Origin of the sequence: Streptomyces sp., from assembly GCF_035645055.1 — a bacterium.
In the GTDB taxonomy this organism is placed as follows: domain Bacteria; phylum Actinomycetota; class Actinomycetes; order Streptomycetales; family Streptomycetaceae; genus Streptomyces.
The window spans coordinates 290,411-308,258 of sequence record NZ_DASQNH010000076.1 but is presented as its reverse complement, the minus strand read 5'-3'; the positions used below and the strand labels follow the sequence as shown (position 1 = coordinate 308,258).

The following is a 17,848-nucleotide window of genomic DNA, read 5'->3' as shown; positions in this document are numbered from 1 at the left end:
TGGGTGCGACCGCGGCCGGGTTTCCTCACACCGTCCCGGACGCCTCTGCCGGGACCCGGATGTCGAGTACGCACACATCGTCGCGCCGCTCGCCCTCCAGCATCGCCGCGAGCAGCGGTTCCAAGGAGCCCGGCTCGTCGCGGTGATAGGACGCGGCTGCCTCCGACAGCCGCTCGAGCCCACGGTCGATGCCCTCCCCGGGGCGCTCCACCAGGCCGTCCGTGTACAGCAACAGCCGGTCGCCGGGCCGCAGCAGGCACTCCTCCTCCTCGAACACCGGCTGGGTGCTCGCCCCGAGCAGCACACCGCGCGGCCGGTCCAGGAGTCGCGCCCGGCCGTCGCGGAGCAGCAGCGGTGGCGGATGCCCGGCCTGCGCCCACACCAGCCGCCGTTCCCGGGCGTGATAGCGCGCCAGCACCAGGGTCGCCGTGCCGTGCGAGTCGCGCGAGTGCAGCAGCAGCGTGTTGAGCCGGCCGAGCGCGCCGGTGAGCGACGAGCCCGTGATCACCATGCCCTTGGCCGTGAACCGCAGTTGGGCCATGGTCGCGACGGCGCCGACGCCGTGCCCCGCCACGTCCCCGACCACGAACAGGGCGCCGTCGGGCAGTTCGATGGCGCTGAACCAGTCACCGCCGACCTGGATCCCGGACTGGGCCGGCAGATAGGCCACTTCGACCCGCAGATCGGCCAGTCGCAGCGGCTTGTCCGGCAGCGGCAGCAGCGCGTGCTGCAACCGCCCGGCCAGCGCCCGCTCGGCGCGCAGCGCGCCGTGCTGGGTGAGCATCGCGCGCTCGCTGGCGACCAGCGCCAGCTCGGCCCGGCGCTGGGCGGTGAGGTCCTGGAGGAAGCCGTGCACCTCGACCGGCGTGCCCCGCAGATCCGTGACCGCCTCCGCGACGAGTCGCAGATGCTTGACCCCGTTCGCCGTCCGGACCCGGAACGGCACGTCCACGGGCAGTCCCGCGTCCAGCAGGTCGTCGAGCGCGCGGGAGAGGGCCGGCACGTCGTCGGGCAGGGTCGGTTCCGGCAGCTCGGCCAGTTGGAGCGGGCCGCGCCCGGCGTCCCGGCCGAGCACCGTGAAGACCTGCGCGGACCAGGTGACCTCCCGGGTGACCAGGTTCCAGTTCGCCCAGCCCAGGTTGCCCAGCCGCTGCACGTCCTCCAGCCGCCGCTCCTGCTGGGCCGAAGGGTCGTTCCGCAGCCAGCTGACGACCAGCCCCTCGCTCAGCCGGGCCACCCGCACCCGGTAGGTGGACAGCTCCGTGGCCCCGGCCACCTCGTCGCGCTGCCCGTACGGCTCGCCCTCGTACGGCTCCCCGGTGGCGAGCGTGCGCGCGCAGCCCCGCCACAGCGCCTCGTCCGCGATCGGTGGCCAGCACTCCAGGATGCGCAGGCCCACCAGCCCGACTCCGCCGCGCCCGACGACGTCGACCGTCTCCGGGCTCGCGGCGTCGATGCGGTAGTCCTCGACCTCACCGGTGGGCGCCCGCAGCGGGGTGAGCAGCACGGCCGCGCCGGGCAGCGTGTCCAGGACCGCCTGGACGGCGTCGGCGCCGCTGCCGGTCGCGGATTCCGGCCGGGCGCCGAACGCCCGCAGCCGGCCGGCGCAGAGCCGGACGACGGCCCGCAGGTGTTCCCGGGCGCGCGGCGAGAACCGTCCCGGGCGTCCGCGCAGCACCCCGAGGGAGACCTCGGCGGTGTCACCGGTGATCACGGGCAGCCAGGCGCGCGACAGCCAGCGCTCCGGCGGATCGCCGATCAGCAGATGGCGCGGCCCGTACTGCCGGATGTCCTCCAGCCAGCGGGGCTCCCGGGCGCGCAGCGCGTCCAGCGCGGCGATGCCGGCCAGCGGCGGGACCCGGTGCCACTGGGCGGCGAGCGTGTCGTCGATCCCGGCGTGCCCGATCAGTTCCAGCCCGCCCTCGGGCAGCCGGGCGTAGAGCATCACCGCGTCGGCGCCCACGCCGGGGCCGAGATGCTCCAGCAGGCAGCGGGCGAGTTCGCGCGGTGAGTCCACCCGGACGAGCGCCGCGCCGAGCAGCCCGAGCGCGGTGCTCTCCTCCTGCGGCCCGGCGGGGGCGCGGGGCCGGCAGACGGGCACGGGGACGGGGCGGCCGGGCGGGCCGGCGGGAAGATCCGACGGCCACTCCGGCGCTGTGCCGGTCAGGTTCCCGAGCGCGAGCCGGCACTCCTCGATCAACGTGCGGCGGCCCGCCTCGGCCCGCTTCAGCAGCTCCTCGTGCGCCGCTTCGGCGGAACAGCCGGTCAGCGCCATGAGGGCGCCCTTGGCGCGCTCCAGCACCGCCGCGGTGGCGGCCGGATCGCGCAACCGGTCTCGATCCGCGCGCTGCCTGGCGACGAGCCCGGGCGATCCGGGCGCGTCGGGTCCGGCGCCGGGCCGGGTGGGACCCGCAGACTCGCTCGTCACGCGATGAGCATGGCACATCGCGGGGACTGCGGGCGCGGCCTCGTGGTCGTGAGCGAGGCGGGGGAGGAAGCGGTTACGGCGGGCGCGCTCAGCGGCCCGCGGTGTGGTCGAGCAGGGCCTGGCTGACGGCGCGCACGCTGCGGGCGATGTGCTGGAGTTGCAGCACCTCGGCGGCGTACAGCTTGATCGTGTGTTCGATGACCGACTCGGGCATGCCGAGGCGGGGGAGATCGGCGCGGGCGGTCTGCAGGGCGGTACGGGCGACGCGGATCTCCTGCTGGACCTGGATCTGGGCGTGCCGGGCGAGCAGCACGGGGTGGCGGATCAGGGCCGGGTAGCTGGCGTACCGCGACGGCACCAGCTCGCGCAGCCACTTGGCCGCCGAGCGCTCCCAGTCGTAGCTGCCGGGTGTCTTGACCTGGCACGGCCAGTCCGGGCTGATGCGCGTGGTCGTCAAGGTCATGAGCATCGCTTCCAATGTGCTGCGTCGCTGAAGGAGGGACGACGGACGCGGCGGGCCCCCGGCCTAGGGGATGACCGGGGGCCCGCCGCCGTGGGCGCGCGCGGTGCGACGCCCGGCCGGACTCCCGGGCCGTCGTGGGTGGGAACGGCGGCTCCGGGGGTTCCTGATGGTGCGGGATCCGCGAGCAGTATTTATATATGCCGTCGGCTTTGCAAGACGTATGAAAACATTCATGCGCGCTTTCGGCGGAAGCGTCCCCTTCTGTCACGGTTCGGAAGGGGGGTGGTTCGGAGCGGGTGTTCAGTCCCGCAGGAAGAACTGGTGCTGGTCGGAGATCTGCTCGTACGACTCCAGCCGGGCCTGCGTCCGCTCCGGGTCCGCGTCCGTCATCGCCTGGAGGAGGGCGGCGGCCATCACGCCGGGCGCGGCGTACGAGTCGAAGACCAGCCGGGAGCCGGTCCCGGTGGCGAAGGTGATGTCGGCCTCGTCGGCCACCGGACCCAGCGCGAGATCCGTGATCAGGGCGACGCGCAGCCCGGCGCCGCGGGCCACCCGCACGGCGGTCAGGGTCTCCTGCGCGTGCCGGGGCAGCGAGAACGCCAGCACCCAGGTGCCACCCGCCTCCCGGGACTGCAGCAGGGCGTCGTAGGCGACGGTGCCGCCCAGGGTCACCAGCCGCACGTCCGGGTGGATCCGGCGCGCGGCATACGCGAAGTACTCGGCCAGCGACGCGGAGATGCGCAGCCCCAGCACGGTCAGCGGGGTCGACCCGGACAGCTCACGGCCGATCGCGATGACCCGGTCCGGGTCGGCGAAGTCGCGCCGCAGGTTCTCCAGGTTCTCGATCTCGGCGTCCACCGCCGCCTGGAGCTCGTTCGCGCGGTCCTCCTCGACCGGCCCGCCGGCCAGGGTGCCGAGCGCGATCGACTGGAGCTTCTCGCGCAGCGCCGGGTAGCCGCTGAAGCCGACGGCCGCGGCGAACCGTGTCACCGACGGCTGGCTCACTCCCACCCGCTCCGCGAGATCGGTGATCGACAGGAACGCCGCCTCGGTGATGTGCTCGATCAGGTACTGCGCGATGCGCCGCTGCCCCGGGGACAGCCGAGGCCGGTCGAAAAGCGCCCGGAGCTGGGAAGTCGGGGCGGCCTCCGCCTCCGGTGCGATCTTCCCCGAGGTGATCGCGGATGCCTGTGCGCGTGCCTGCTGCGGCGATGGCACCGGTGCGCCTCCTTTGCTTCCCACAGAGTTTCAACATAACCCACGCGCCACGCCCACCCGGGCCGCGCACAGCCCTCACCTGCGGCTCGCCGCCGGAACCGCGTAGCGCGCTAACCGGCGAGGTCCGCGACCGGCACCACCAGGTCCGCCCGGTCCCGGGTCCCGGCGACCAGTTCGGCGTTGTGCTGGTCGGTGGCCCGCACCCAGGCCACCGCCTCCTCGTGCGCCTTGCCGAACTCCTCGTGCCGGGCGACGAGTCGGCGGACCCGTTCCGGCTCGTCCAGTTCGCAGAACCAGACCTCGTCGAGCCGCGGCCGGACCCGCGCCCACGCGCCGGTGTCCAGCAGCAGGTAGTTCCCCTCCGTCACGATCAGTCGGGCCGTGGGCTCCACCGGCACCGCACCGGCGAGCGGCTGTTCGAGGCCGCGCTCGAAGCCCGGCACGTACACGATGTCCTCGCCGTCGGCGTCCTCGCGCAGCCGGTGCAGCAGGGCCGCGTACCCGGCCGCGTCGAAGGTGTCCGGCGCGCCCTTGCGGTCCCGGCGCCCGAGGCGTTCCAGTTCGGCGTCGGCGAGGTGGAAGCCGTCCATGGGGACGTGGGCGACCCATGGGTCCCCGGCCCCGTTCAGCTCGCGCACCAGGCGTTCGGCCAGCGTCGTCTTGCCCGCGCCGGGCGCCCCGGCGATGCCCAGCAGGGCCCGTCGGCCGTCCGCGGCGAGAGCGAGGGCGCGGGCGCGGGTGAGGAGGTCGTCGAAGGTCAGCGGCACGCAGCAGAGTGTGTCATCGCCCCGGGCGGCGGTGACACCACGGGCACGGTGCCGCCCGCGCCCAGGCCCGCCGGCCCGCCTGCCGCCTGCGGCCTGCGGCACGCGCGAGGAGCGACCGCCGGACCCGCCCTGCCGAAGAGACGGCCGCGGCTGACGCCCCGGCCGGGCACGGAGGCGGACGCCTGGGCGGCACTCCTGGGGGCCCTGCCCGCGCTGCCGCACCGGTCTCGGCGGGCGGCTTGTCGCAGCTGCGCCGGTGTCGTCCTGCCGGTCTCGGCGGGCAGCCCGTGCCGGCCTCGCCCGGCACCTCCTCACCGGCTCCACGGCCGACTTCCTCCCGCCACTCCCAGCACCCCCTCGCGGCACCCGCCGCACCGCGGTGTGCTTCTGCTCGGCGGCTCCGCGCGGGCCGAACGTGGCACAGTGCGTGGCCTGTGGTGTGTGCCACCCGCTGGTCGGGCGGATGCGGGGAACCGTGTTCCGTATGACGGAGTTGACGCAGCTCGGCCTTCCCGCGGCCATCCAGGCCTGCCTGTTCGACCTCGACGGTGTCGTCACCAGGACGGCCGTGGTGCACGCGGCCGCCTGGAAGGAGACGTTCGACGCGTTCCTGCGACAACGCGAGGGCGAGCGGTTCCGGCCGTTCGACGCCGTCACCGACTACGACGAGTACGTCGACGGACGCCCCCGCGCCGACGGCGTGCGGACCTTCCTCGCCTCCCGGGGGATCCGGTTGCCCGAGGGCGACCCCGGCGACCGGCCGGACGCGGAGACCGTCCACGGGCTCGGCAACCGCAAGAACGAACTGCTCCTCGAGCGGATCCGCACCGGCGGGGTCGAGGCGTACGACAGCACCCTGCGGTATCTGCGGACCGTCCGCGCCCACGGCCTGGCCACCGCGATCGTCTCCTCCAGCGCCAACTGCGGGGACGTGCTGCGCGCGATCGACGCCGAAGACCTGTTCGACGTACGGATCGACGGGGTGGTGGCCGCCGAGCGCGGGCTGCCCGGCAAGCCCCGCCCCGACACCTTCCTGGCCGCCGCCCGCGACCTCGGCGTGGAGGCGAAGCAGGCGGCCGTGTTCGAGGACGCGCTGGCCGGCATGGACGCGGGCCGCGCCGGCGGCTTCGGCTACGTCGTCGGCGTCGACCGCGCCGGACAGACCGACGCGCTGTACGCGCACGGCGCGGACGTCGTGGTGCGGGACCTCGCCGAACTGGGGGACACCGAGTGATATCGCAGCGGTCGTACGCCGTCGAGCCGTGGACCGTCCGCGAGACGGACCTCAACCTGGACGTCCTCGCCCAGAGCGAGTCGGTGTTCGCGCTCTCCAACGGACACGTCGGCTGGCGCGGCAACCTCGACGAGGGGGAACCGCACGGGCTGCCCGGCTCCTACCTCAACGGAGTGCACGAACTGCACCCGCTGCCCTACGCCGAAGCGGGCTACGGCTACCCGGAGTCCGGCCAGACCGTCATCAACGTCACCAACGGCAAGGTGCTGCGGCTGCTGGTCGACGACGAGCCGTTCGATCTGCGCTACGGACGGCTCGTCAGCCATGAGCGCACCCTCGACCTGCGCCGGGGCGTCCTGGAACGGGTCTGCGAGTGGACCTCCCCGGCCGGTTCCACGGTCCGGGTGCGCTCCACCCGCCTCGTCTCGCTCACCCAGCGGGCGATCGCGGCCGTGGCGTACGAGGTGGAGCCGGTCGACAGCCGGACCCGGGTGGTCATCCAGTCGGAGCTGGTCGCCAACGAGAGCCTGCCCGAACCGAACGGCGACCCGCGCGCCGCACGGGCGCTGAAGTCGCCGCTGGAGCCGGAGGAGGACTTCGCCTCCGGGCTGCGGCTGCGGCTGGTGCACCGCACCCGGCGCAGCGGACTGCGCGTGGCCGTCGCCGCCGACCACACCGTCAGCGGCCCCGGGCGCACCACGACGTCCGCCGAGAGCAACGTCGACGTGGCCCGGCTGACCGTCACCTCCGTGCTGGAGCCCGGTCAGCGGCTGCGGGTGGAGAAGCTGGTCGCGCACGGCTGGTCCGGCGCCCGCTCCCGGCCCGCGATGAGCGACCAGGTGGAGGCGGCGCTCGCCGCGGCGGGCCACGGCGGCTGGGCGGGACTGCTCAGGGACCAGGAGGCGTACCTCGAGGACTTCTGGGCGCGGGCGGACGTCGAGGTCGACGGCGACGAGGAGATCCAGCAGGCGGTCCGCTTCGCCCTCTTCCACGTCCTGCAGGCCGGCGCCCGCGCCGAGCGGCGCGCGATCCCCGCGAAGGGCCTGACCGGGTCGGGCTACGACGGCCACGCCTTCTGGGACACCGAGATGTTCGTGCTGCCGCTGCTCACCTACACCGAGCCCGGCGCCGTCGCCGAGGCGCTGCGCTGGCGGCACAGCACCCTGCCCGCCGCCCGGGAGCGCGCGAACCAGCTGGGCCTGTCCGGCGCCGCCTTCCCGTGGCGGACCATCGAGGGCTCGGAGGGCTCGGCGTACTGGCCGGCCGGGACCGCCGCCTTCCACGTCAACGCCGATATAGCCGACGCCGTGACCCGCTACACGGCGGCCACCGGAGACCTCGACTTCGAGCGGGACACCGGCGTCGAGCTGCTGGTGGAGACCGCCCGCCTGTGGCGCTCCCTAGGCCACCACGACCACCAGGGCGTCTTCCACATCGACGGCGTCACCGGACCCGACGAGTACAGCGCGGTCGCCGACGACAACACGTACACCAACCTGATGGCCCGGCAGAACCTGCTCGCCGCGGCCGAGGCCGTGGGCCGCCACCCCGAGCAGGCGGAGCGGCTGAGCGTGGACGAGGAGGAGAGCGCCGCCTGGCGGGCCGCCGCCGAGGCCATGCACGTGCCGTACAACGCCGAACTCGGCGTGCACGAGCAGCACGCGGGCTTCACCCGCTACCAGCGCTGGGACTTCGCCGCCACCCGGCCCGACCAGTACCCGCTGCTGCTGAACTTCCCCTACTTCGACCTCTACCGCAAACAGGTCGTCAAACAGGCGGACCTGGTCCTGGCGATGTACACCTGCGGCAGCGGGTTCGACGAGGAGCAGATCTCCCGCAACTTCGCCTACTACGAGCCGCTGACCGTACGGGACTCCTCGCTCTCGGCGTGCTGCCAGGCCGTCATCGCGGCCCAGGCGGGCCATCTGCGGCTCGCCTACGACTACACGGCCGAGGCCGCCCTGATGGACCTGGCCGACCTGGAGCACAACACCCGCGACGGACTGCACATCGCCTCGCTGGCGGGCACCTGGATGGCCCTGGTCGCCGGCTTCGGCGGGATGCGGCGCGACGGCGACACGCTCCGCTTCGCCCCCCGGCTGCCCCAGCAGTTCAGCCGGCTCGCCTTCAGCCTTCAGCTCCTCGGCCGCCGTCTGCGAGTGGAGATCACCCCGGAGAAGGCCACCTACACCCTGCTGTCCGGACCGGCCCTGACCATCGGCCACCACGGCGAACCGCTGACGGTGAGCACCGACGGCCCGGCCGTCCGCATGGTCCCGGCGACCCCCGACCGCGTGGCCCCGCGGCAGCCCCCGCACCGCCGCCCCAACGCCCGCTGACCTCCGGCCGGGCGGCCCCCCGCCCCGGGCCGGCCGCCCACCCGGCGGCGGGAGTGCCCGTGTGCCGTGCGGGTGATGCCCGCCGTACGCCCTGCCGCACGCACCGGCGCGGGCTCTTGCAACCGGGACGAGGGGCCGCCGGAACGGCCCGGCTCGCCACGGGAGCGTGCGCCACCCGCTCCGTCCTGCGCCCCACGGCGTGGTGGGTTAGTTTTTGGATGCTTTTCCGACAATGCCCCCGGCGCACCGGCTGCGGGGCGTCAGAAGCCGCCCCGCACGCCGCCGAGGGAGAGACGAGACGATGGCCCAGAGTGTGGGTATCACCCGGGCGGGCGCCCTGCGCCTGGGCACACCGAGCGCGATCGCCGTCGTGGCGGGCGCGTTCACCGCCGTCCAACTCCTCCTCGTCCCGCCCGCCATGGGCCTCGGCTGGGACGAGATCGTCTACGTCAGCCAGGTCGGCGACCACGCCCCCGCCGCGTTCTTCAGCGCGCCCCGGGCCCGCGGCGTCACCGTGCTGGTCGCGCCCATCGCCTCCTGGTCGTCGTCCACCGCGCTGCTGCGGGTCTATCTCGCCGTCCTCTCCGGCCTCGCCCTGTACCTGGCCCTGCGCACCTGGGGCGGCCGGTTCCCGCCGCGCGTCCTGGCCACCGGCGGCGCCCTGTTCGCCACCCTGTGGGTGACCCTCTTCTACGCCCCGAGCGCCATGCCCAACTACTGGGTCGCCATGGGCGCACTGGCCTGTGTCGGCTGCTTCCTGCGCGCCCGCGCCGACGACCGCGACCGGGCCGCCCTGTGGGGCATCGCCGGGAGCGCCGCGCTGATGGCGCTGATGCGGCCCACCGACGCCGTGTACGTGACCGCGCCGCTGCTCGTCCTCGCCGTGGCCACGCGCCGGTGGCGTCCGCTCGCCGTCCTCGTGGCCGGCCTGGCCGCGGGCGGCGCCCAGTGGGTCGTCGAGGCCTACCTCAGCCACGGCGGCCTGGCCCAGCGGCTCGCCGAAGCCTCCCGCATCCAGGGCGGCCTCGGCTGGCACTTCGCCGTCGACGACCAGTTGCGCGGCCTGATCGGCCGCACCCTGTGCCGGCCCTGCACCGGCCCGCTGCCCAACCCGGTCATCACCCTGTGGTGGTTCGCGCTGTGGGCGCTCGCCGCGGTCGCCCTGGTCGTCGCCGTCCGCGCCCGGCGGACCGGGCCCACCGCGCTGCCGCTCGCCTGCGCGGCCACCGCCGCCGTGCCGTACCTGTTCCTGATCGGCTACGCGGCCCCGCGCTTCCTGCTGCCCGCCTACGCGCTGGCCGCGCTCCCCGTCGCCGACGCGCTGTGGCACCTGGTCAGCACCCCCCAGGGCCGGTGGCGCCCCGTGGCCGCGGCGCTCGTCGCGCTCGGGCTGGCCGGGCATCTCGCCGTCCAGTTCGTCGTCCTGGACCGCACCGTGCAGCGCACCGTCGACGACCGCCGCGCCTGGGCGCACACCGCCGGGGAACTGCACCGGCTCGGGGTCCGCCCGCCCTGTCTGCTCACCGGGCACACCGCCATCCCGCTCGCCTACTACACCGGCTGCTCCTCCGCCGCGACCGGCGGCAACAACGCCAACATCACCGTGCCCGCCATCCTGGACGCCACCCACCGCATCCCGGTCGCCGCCCTGGGCACGTCGAACGGTTCCCCGCCGCCGTACGCCCGCTCCTGGGCGCCGTACCGCTTCGACCGGCTGCACCTGTACGTGGCCCCGGCGCCGGCCCGCGCGGGCGGGCCGGCGTGACGCCCGAGGCGTACGCGCCGTCGCCCACCCGCCGCCGGACGTACTGGCAGACCCTGCTCACCCTGGCCGTGCTGACCGTCGCGGGGTGGCTCGCCCACCGCCACTGGCCGGTGCTGGCGGACGGCGCCGGGCGGCTCGCCGTCGCCGACCACGGATGGCTGCTGGTCGCCGCCACCGCCGTGACGGCCACCTGGGCGTGCTCCGCGCTCGCCCAGCAGGGAGCGGTGCCGCGCGCGCTGCCCGCCGGGCGGCTCGTCGCCGCGCAGTTCGCCGCCTCCGCCGCCAACCACGTCCTGCCCGCGGGGGTCGGTGCGGGCGCCGTGATCCTGCGGTTCCTGATGCGCTGCGGCCTCCCGGCGGGCCGCTCGGCGACCGCCCTCGCGGTCAAGGCGACGGCCGGGGCGGTGGTGCGCGGCGCGCTGATCGCCGTGCTCGCCCTGGCCTGCCCCGGAGTCCTGCGGTTACCGTCCGGCTCGGCCGGGCGGGTCGCGCTCGCCCTCGCCGTGTTCCTGGCCGTGCTGGCGGCCGTCGCCAGGCGGTGGCCGCGCTGCCGCCGGGCCGCGGCGGCCGTCCTCGCCGACGTACGGGCGGTGCACGCCCGGCCGCGCCGGGCGGCGGCCCTGTGGGGCGGCTCGCTGGCCTTCGCCGGGCTGCACGCCGTCGCGCTGATCGCCGTCACCCAGGCCGTCGCCCTGCCCCTGCCGCCCGCCCGGGTCGCCCTGCTGTACCTCGCCGCCAGCAGCGCCGCCGCGCTGCTGCCCACCCCCGGCGGCCTCGGCTCCCTGGACGCCGCGCTCGGCCTCGCCCTCACGGTCGGCGGGGCCCCGTCGGCCGCCGCGGCCTCCGCCGTGCTCGGTTACCGGCTGCTGACCGTCTGGCTGCCGCTGATCCCGGGCCTGCTGGTGCTGGCGGTGCTGGTGCGGCGCCGGGCCCTGTGACGCGAACAGGTGCTTCCCGAAGGCCGGCCACTGGCAGGAGTCGGGGTGCCGGGCCGGCAACAGGGGGGCGGCAGGGCGTACGGCACGAGCGAAGACCGGCTGGGGGAGGAGTTCCTCACTCCTGGGAGCGCGTCCTTCACCGAGTCCCGGCGGCCCACCACGGAGCTGAGCCGCACGATGGCCGAGCAGCGCCAGGGACGTCCGGACGGCCCGCACACCACCCCCCGAGGCGGCGGTCGCCGGCGGCCGGGCCGGGCGGCCTCCCTCCGGTGTGACGAGAACCGCCAGGTTGGAGGCGGCGGATCGGGAAACGCGGAGAGGACAACGACATCGACGAGCCGCATCCCGGCACGACAGGGAGACAGTCATGGCCGACACGGACCGCACGCAGCCCGACGCGATGGCGGACGACGCCTACCAGCCCACCGGAACCAACGAGGAACAGGAGGACGCCGCGCCCCTGGACCTCCAGGACGCGGTCGACGAGCGGACCTACGACGACATCCTCGACGAGGGCTACTCGCCGCCGGAGAAGCCGCTGGGCGTCACCAAGTACGGCACCACGGCTGCCGAGCAGCACGAGGGCGAATCCCTCGACCAGCGCCTCGCCCAGGAAGTGCCCGACGCCCCGGAGGCCGCCGGCGACGACATCGGGGACCTGCCGGGCGGTGACGGCGAACCGGTCGACCCCGAGGCGGGCGGCGCCCGCGCCGGACGCCTGGTCGCCCCGGACGAGGGCGCCCACACCGACACGACACGGGAGGAGATCGCCGAGGACGTGGGCATCGACGGGGGCGCCGCGGGCGCCGAGGAAGCCGCGATGCACATCATCGACGACGACACGACGACGCCGGTGGACGACGAAACCCCCTGACGCGGACGGAGGGGCCGGCCCGCGCCAGGGGTGGTGACGGCCGGGCGGCCGGTCTAAGGCAGCAGCTTGTCGAGGGCGGCCGGCCCCTCCTGGTCCAGCTTGCGCTGGGCCCATTCCAGGTTGCGCGGGGTGAGGTCCTTGCCGGAGGCCAGAACCAGGTCCTCCGGCGACACATCGGTGCCGGTGCGGGCGTGGAGCAGGCTGTCCGGGGTGGCGCGGTCCTGGGACGGCTGGGACGCGCCGGAATGTGAAGTCGACATGATCTCCGCTCCTCGGTCCGGATCGTTGTTTCGGCCCCGGTGCTGGCAACGGGTCTGATAACACCATTCACCCAGGGAGCGCGCCCTGCATCCGGAAGCGCCGGGGGCACCGCTCCACGGCCGCCCGCTCCCGTACCGCGAGGAGTACCTTCCCCGGCCCGGACGTAACCTCCCGCCGCGCTTCTCGCGGCGCTGCCGGCGGCGGGTGCCACGAGGACGCGCGCCGGTGCGCCGGGGGGCGGCCGGGTGCCGGTCAGCGCGCTGTGAGCAGGTTCTCCGCCTCGGCCAGGATCTCCGTCACCCGGAGGCCGAACGCGGCGTCGCACGCGTGCGGGCGGCCGGTGTCGGCCGCCTCGCGCAGGGCGTCCACGGCCCTGGTCACGGCCGGGACGATCCCCTCGGAGCGGTCCGGGAGGACCGCCACTCCGGCGGTGCCGCGCAGTTCGACGGTGACTCCCGCGGCCCCGGGCGGCGCGGTGAGGCTCAGGGCGAGGGTGCTCGACGCGCCGCCGGTGTGCTCGAGGACCAGGTGCGCGGTGTCCCCGGGACCGGGGGCCGCGGCGCTCACCCGCCGGGCGTCACCGAGCACCGGCAGCAGTACGGACAGCGCGTGCGGCCCGACGTCCCACAGGGCGCCCTTCTCGCGTCGCCACGGGGAGGCCGCGAACGGGCTGTCCGATGTCTGTTCCCCGCCGGGCCCGGCGGGGAACAGGGCGGCGAGCCACTGGGCGCGTGCCGTGAACCACCCGCCGGTGGCCGAGTGCCGGGCGATCCAGGCCTCGGTGCCGGCCTGGAAGCGGGCGGTGAAGAAGACCACCGATGCCACGCCGGCCTCCCGCGCGGCCTCGGCCACCGCCCGCGCCCGCTCCGGTGTCACGGCGAGCGGCTTGTCCAGCAGCAGATGACGGCCCGCCCGCGCCGCCCGCACGGCGAGTTCCGCCTGTACGTCCGGAGGCAGGGCGACGGCCACCGCGTCCACGTCGGCGAGCAGCGCGTCCACGGCGTCGTAGGCGCGCACCCCGTGCCGGTCCGCGAGTTCCTTCGCGGCGTCCGGCCGTCGTCCCCACACTCCGGCGAAGTCCAGTCCGTCGTGCCCGGCGAGGGCGGGTGCGTGGGCCATCTGCGCCCAGGGGCCGGTGCCGAGCAGTCCGATGCGCATTCCGCCGCCTCTCCACGGTGCCATGACGTCCTGACGGCCGGTGTCCTCGGGCGGCCCGGCCGCGGTGAGCGTCCCCTACCCGCCGGGCGTCCGCGCAAGCCGGGCCCCGGGGTGCCCGCGGGGTGAGGGGCGCGGGTCGGCCCGTGCCACGAGGCCGGTGATTTTGCCGGTGCCCGTCGTGCCGTACCGCGCCGACAGTGGGCGAGCCGTTCCGACGGCACACCCCACATCCCCGAAGCGCACGACAGAGAGGACGACTCGACGTGCAGCAGCTTCCGCAGCACCGGACCGACTCCGCCACCCCGCGCCGACGCCGTCGCACGGGCCGCCTCACCGGGCTCGCCGCCGCCACCGCGGCCGTGATCGGGCTCGGCACCCTCAGCGGCACCGGCGCCCACGCCGCCGACAACCCCTACGAGCGCGGCCCGGCGCCGACCCAGTCGAGCATCGAGGCCCTGCGCGGCCCCTACGCCGTCTCGCAGACCTCCGTCTCCTCCCTGGCGGTCACCGGCTTCGGCGGCGGCACCATCTACTACCCGACCAGCACCGCGGACGGCACCTTCGGCGCCGTGGCCATCTCGCCCGGCTTCACCGCCTACGAGTCGTCGATCGCCTGGCTGGGCCCGCGGCTGGCCTCCCAGGGCTTCGTGGTCTTCACCATCGACACCAACACCACGATGGACCAGCCGGACTCCCGTGGCGACCAGCTCCTCGCCGCGCTGGACTACCTCACCCAGCGCAGCTCCGTGCGCGGCCGGGTCGACGCCACCCGGCTCGGCGTGATGGGCCACTCGATGGGCGGCGGCGGCAGCCTGGAGGCGGCCAAGGACCGGCCCTCCCTCCAGGCCGCGATCCCGCTGACGCCGTGGAACCTGGACAAGACCTGGCCCGAACTCAGGACGCCCACCCTGATCTTCGGCGCCGACGGCGACACCATCGCCCCGGTCTCCAGCCACGCCGAGCCCTTCTACACCAACCTGCCGTCCTCGCTGGACAAGGCGTACCTGGAGCTGAACAACGCCACCCACTTCACGCCCAACAGCAACGACACGACGATCGCGAAGTACAGCGTCAGCTGGCTCAAGCGGTTCATCGACAACGACACCCGCTACGAGCAGTTCCTGTGCCCGCTGCCGCGCCCGAGCCTGACCATCGAGGAGTACCGGGGCAACTGCCCGCACACCTCCTGACCTCGCCGCGTCCCACGGCACCACGGCGGTCGCGCCCTTCCCGGCGCGGCCGCCGTGGCCGTTGTGGAGGCGTTGTGCGCCCGCACGTGGCGCGGCCCCGGCGGTTGGGCGGCGGCACAGACGCCCGCCGGGACCCGGACGTCCGCCTTCCGGCTGCCGTTACTCGCGCGTAACGTCGCGGGAATGACCGGACAGACGACCGTGCCGACGGCTCCGCCGATTCACGGGCGGAGCGCGGAACGGGGCACGGTGGCCGCGCTGCCGGACCGGCTGCGGACCGGCAGCGCCGTGCTCGTCCTGACGGGCGAGCCCGGCGTCGGCCGTACGACCCTCCTCGACGAGGCCGCCCGTTCCTTCCGGGCCGGACCGGTGCTCCACCTGCGCTGCGACGCGGCCGAGCCCCGGCCGTACGGCGGGGTGCGCGCGCTCGTCACGGCCGCGGGGCGCGCACCCGCCGGTGCCCTGGACACCCTGAGCGCGCCGCAGACGCTGCTGGACGCCTTCCGCCGTCTGGCCGGGGACGGCCCGCTCCTGGTGTGCCTGGACGACGCGCACCGGTGGGACGCCCCCTCCCGCACCGCCCTGGCGCGGGCCGCCCACCGGCTGCCCAGGGCCGGACGTGTCGGCCTGCTCCTGACCGCCGCCGCGCCCGGGCCCGCCGACCGGGACTTCGCCGCACTGCCCGCCCTGCCGCTGCACCCGCTCCCGCCGCCGGCCGCCGCCGCCCTCCTCGACGAGGTGACGGGCGGGGCCGTCGACCCCGCCCTGCGCGACGAGCTGCTGGAGGAGGCCGAGGGCAACCCGGCCCTGCTGCTGGCCATGGTCCGCCGGCTCACCCCCGCCCAGCTGTCCGGCGACCGGCACCCGCCCCGGCCGCTCGCCGACGCCCGGGTCCTCACCGGCGTCACGGGGGAGTGGCCGGTCGCGCCGACACCCGCCGCCGACGACCTCCTGCTCCTGACGGCCGCCGCGACCCGGGGCGCGGAGCACGCCGAGGCCGAGGCCGCCCTCGTCCACGCCGCGTGGCGACGCCTGGCGGGAGGGTCCGGGCTCACGGCGGGGTCCGGGCTCACGGCGGTATCCGGCCTCACGTCACCGCGCGACACGGTGCCCGACGCACCGTCCGGCATCCCGCCGGACGTCCTGCCCGACGCCTTGTCCGACGTGCTCGTCCACACCGAGGGCGGCCTCCGCTTCGCGAGCCCGCTCTCCCGAAGAGCCGTCTACGCCCGCGCCGCCCACGACCGCCGCCGCGCGGCCCACCGTGCCCTCGCCCACGCCCTGCGCGCCCAGGGGCAGGAACTGCCCGCCCTGCTGCACACCGCCTGGGCCACGACCGCACCGGCTCCCGCCCGCGCGGCGCAGCTGGCGGCGGTCGCGGCGGCCATGCCCTCGCACCGGCTGCGCGCCGCCGCCTTCGCCCGCGCCGCGGAGCTGACCCCCTACGGCCCGCAGAGCCGCGAGCGGTACACGGCCGCCGCCGAACAGGCACTGCTCGCGGACAGCCCACGGCGCGCCGTACGCCTGCTCGCCGAGGGCGGCCGGGGCCCGGCGCCTGACCTGGTGCGCGGCCGGGCCGAGCTGGTCCGCGGTCTCGCGGAGCTGCGGGACGGGCCGGTCGCGGACGCCCGGGCCGCCCTGCTGTCCGCCGCCGCGCTGCTCGCCACCGAGGCACCGGCCCAGGCGGCGTCCGCCGCGCTCGCCGCCGCCGACGCGGCCTGGGCCGCGGGCGACATGCAGGCCTGCCGGGAGGCACTCGGCGACTCCCGCGAGCAGACCTCCGCCCCGCCCCCCGGGCCGCTTCCGCACCGCGACCACCCCGACCACTCCGACCACCCCGACCACTCCGACCGCCCAGACCACTCCGACCGTCCAGACCACCGCGATCACTCGGACCACCCCGACCACTCGGACCACCCTGACCAGCACGACTACCGCCTCGGCCTGGGCGCCCTCCTCGACGGCCGCCTCGACCTGGCCACCGCACCCCTGCGCCGGGTCGTGGAACGCGCCCGCACCGCCGAGGAACCGGCGGATCTGCTGCGGTCCGCCGCCGCCGCGCTGATGCTCGGGGACATGGCCGCCGCGGCCCGGGCGGGTGCGCGGGCGCTGGTCGCGGCACGGCTCCGCGGCTCCGCCGCGCTCGTCCCCCAGTCCCTGGAGTACCTGGCCTACGCCGAACTTCGCGTCGGCCGCCACGCCCAGGCCCGGACCCACGCCGAGGAGGGCCTGCGCGCCGCGCGGCGCGCGGGGCAGCGCAACACGGCCGCCCACCACCACGCCGTACTGGCCCTGGCGGCGTCCATCGAAGGCGAGACCGCCGCCGTCGAGGGACATGTGACCGCCGCCCTGTCGACGGCCCGCGCCCACGGACTGGCCCAGCCGGCCACCCTCGCCCAGTGGGCGGCCGCCCGCGCCGACCTGGGCCGGGGCCGCCCGCTGGAGGCGGCGGACCGGCTCGGCCCGCTGGTGTGTCCCGGCCCCCGGCGCGGGCACTTCGCGGTGTGGATGCTGGCCGTCCCCTGCTTCGTGGAGGCCGCCGTGCTGGCCGGCCGGGCCGAGGACGCGCGGCACGTCGTACCGGACTTCGCCGCCTGGGCGGGGTTCGGTGCCGACCCGCAGGCCCCCGCCCAGCTGCTGCGCTGCCGCGCCCTGCTGGCCCCGCCGGACCGGGCCGGCGAGCTGTATGTCCGCGCCCTCGCGCTGCACGACCAGGCGGGCGGCGACTTCGAACGGGCCCGCACCGAGCTGCTGTACGGCAAGTGGCTGCGGCGGCGGCGCCGCCCGCGCGAGGCCCGCGACCGGCTCGGCGCCGCGCTGGTCGGCTTCGACCGCTGCGGCGCCGGGGCCTGGGCGGAGCAGGCGCGCGCCGAACTACGGGCGAACGGCGCCGCGGCGAGCGTCGCCCTCCCGGGCGGTGCCGGGCCGGGCGCGGGCGCGCTGGCGCGGCTGACCCCGCAGCAGTGGCGGATCGCCCGGTACGTCGCCCAGGGCGCCACCAACCGGGAGGTGGCCCGGAGCCTGTCCGTCAGCACCCGCACCGTCGACTATCACCTCCGCAATGTTTTCGCCGCGCTCGGTGTACGGTCCCGGGTGGAACTGGCCCGGCTGGTCGAACGGGCGGAAAAGACCCGTGCACAGCTCTAGGGACCGACCGGACGGTATGTCATCCTTCCGGGCAGGACGAGTCAGGCGGCGGCCACCGCACGGGCC

Annotated in this window: 13 protein-coding genes; 7 read left to right on the top strand and 6 right to left on the bottom strand. The window is 75.7% G+C overall.

The genetic code is table 11. From position 1 onward, the window contains the following. Positions 1-25 precede the first annotated feature (25 nt). The 4 genes from VE614_RS25520 to VE614_RS25505 form a co-directional block, all read right to left on the bottom strand. Complete coding sequence (locus VE614_RS25520) at positions 26-2,446, bottom strand: SpoIIE family protein phosphatase (RefSeq protein WP_414719650.1); 2,421 nt, start codon at positions 2,444-2,446, stop codon at positions 26-28. A gap of 70 nt (positions 2,447-2,516) precedes the next feature. Continuing rightward, on the bottom strand, positions 2,517-2,897 hold the full coding sequence (locus tag VE614_RS25515; protein WP_324941614.1) for a hypothetical protein: 381 nt from the start codon (positions 2,895-2,897) through the stop codon (positions 2,517-2,519). Between the two features lie 294 nt (positions 2,898-3,191). Continuing rightward, positions 3,192-4,109: a MurR/RpiR family transcriptional regulator gene (locus tag VE614_RS25510; RefSeq protein ID WP_324941611.1), complete on the bottom strand. Its 918-nt coding sequence runs from the start codon at positions 4,107-4,109 to the stop codon at positions 3,192-3,194. 110 nt (positions 4,110-4,219) lie between these two features. Beyond that, the gene (locus VE614_RS25505) at positions 4,220-4,876 is read right to left on the bottom strand and encodes a nucleoside/nucleotide kinase family protein (protein WP_324941609.1); all 657 of its coding nucleotides are present in this window, start codon (positions 4,874-4,876) and stop codon (positions 4,220-4,222) included. Positions 4,877-5,369: 493 nt separating this feature from the next. Here VE614_RS25505 and VE614_RS25500 point away from each other — a divergent pair, with 493 nt between their 5' ends. The 5 genes from VE614_RS25500 to VE614_RS25480 all read left to right on the top strand — a co-directional run bounded on the left by VE614_RS25500 (position 5,370) and on the right by VE614_RS25480 (position 12,026). Beyond that, positions 5,370-6,110, top strand: coding sequence for a beta-phosphoglucomutase family hydrolase (locus tag VE614_RS25500; RefSeq protein ID WP_324942013.1), 741 nt, complete (start codon positions 5,370-5,372; stop codon positions 6,108-6,110). Continuing rightward, positions 6,107-8,449 carry a glycoside hydrolase family 65 protein gene (locus tag VE614_RS25495; protein WP_324941607.1) on the top strand — a complete coding sequence of 781 codons (2,343 nt, stop codon included), beginning with the start codon at positions 6,107-6,109 and terminating at the stop codon, positions 8,447-8,449. The genes VE614_RS25500 and VE614_RS25495 overlap by 4 nt, the downstream gene beginning before the upstream one ends. Before the next feature lie 301 nt (positions 8,450-8,750). Continuing rightward, positions 8,751-10,214: a hypothetical protein gene (locus VE614_RS25490; RefSeq protein ID WP_324941604.1), complete on the top strand. Its 1,464-nt coding sequence runs from the start codon at positions 8,751-8,753 to the stop codon at positions 10,212-10,214. Beyond that, positions 10,211-11,152, top strand: coding sequence for a lysylphosphatidylglycerol synthase transmembrane domain-containing protein (locus VE614_RS25485; protein ID WP_324941601.1), 942 nt, complete (start codon positions 10,211-10,213; stop codon positions 11,150-11,152). Before VE614_RS25490 ends, VE614_RS25485 begins: the two co-directional genes overlap by 4 nt. Positions 11,153-11,519: 367 nt before the next feature. After that, a complete protein-coding gene (locus tag VE614_RS25480; RefSeq protein WP_324941598.1) occupies positions 11,520-12,026 on the top strand; it encodes a DUF5709 domain-containing protein in 507 nt (168 codons plus the stop codon). A gap of 53 nt (positions 12,027-12,079) precedes the next feature. Here the strand turns inward: VE614_RS25480 and VE614_RS25475 are convergent, their stop codons facing one another. Together VE614_RS25475 and VE614_RS25470 are read right to left on the bottom strand one after the other, a co-directional pair. Further along, positions 12,080-12,286: a hypothetical protein gene (locus tag VE614_RS25475; RefSeq protein ID WP_324941595.1), complete on the bottom strand. Its 207-nt coding sequence runs from the start codon at positions 12,284-12,286 to the stop codon at positions 12,080-12,082. A gap of 253 nt (positions 12,287-12,539) precedes the next feature. Beyond that, positions 12,540-13,445, bottom strand: coding sequence for a Gfo/Idh/MocA family oxidoreductase (locus VE614_RS25470; protein ID WP_324941592.1), 906 nt, complete (start codon positions 13,443-13,445; stop codon positions 12,540-12,542). A gap of 263 nt (positions 13,446-13,708) precedes the next feature. On the opposite strand from VE614_RS25470, the gene VE614_RS25465 reads away from it, so the two are divergent. Next, entirely contained in the window at positions 13,709-14,635 is a 927-nt protein-coding gene (locus VE614_RS25465) for an alpha/beta hydrolase (RefSeq protein ID WP_414719649.1), read from the top strand. 183 nt (positions 14,636-14,818) lie between these two features. After that, the gene (locus VE614_RS25460; RefSeq protein ID WP_324941589.1) at positions 14,819-17,782 is read left to right on the top strand and encodes a helix-turn-helix transcriptional regulator; all 2,964 of its coding nucleotides are present in this window, start codon (positions 14,819-14,821) and stop codon (positions 17,780-17,782) included. The last annotated feature ends 66 nt before the right edge of the window (positions 17,783-17,848 follow it).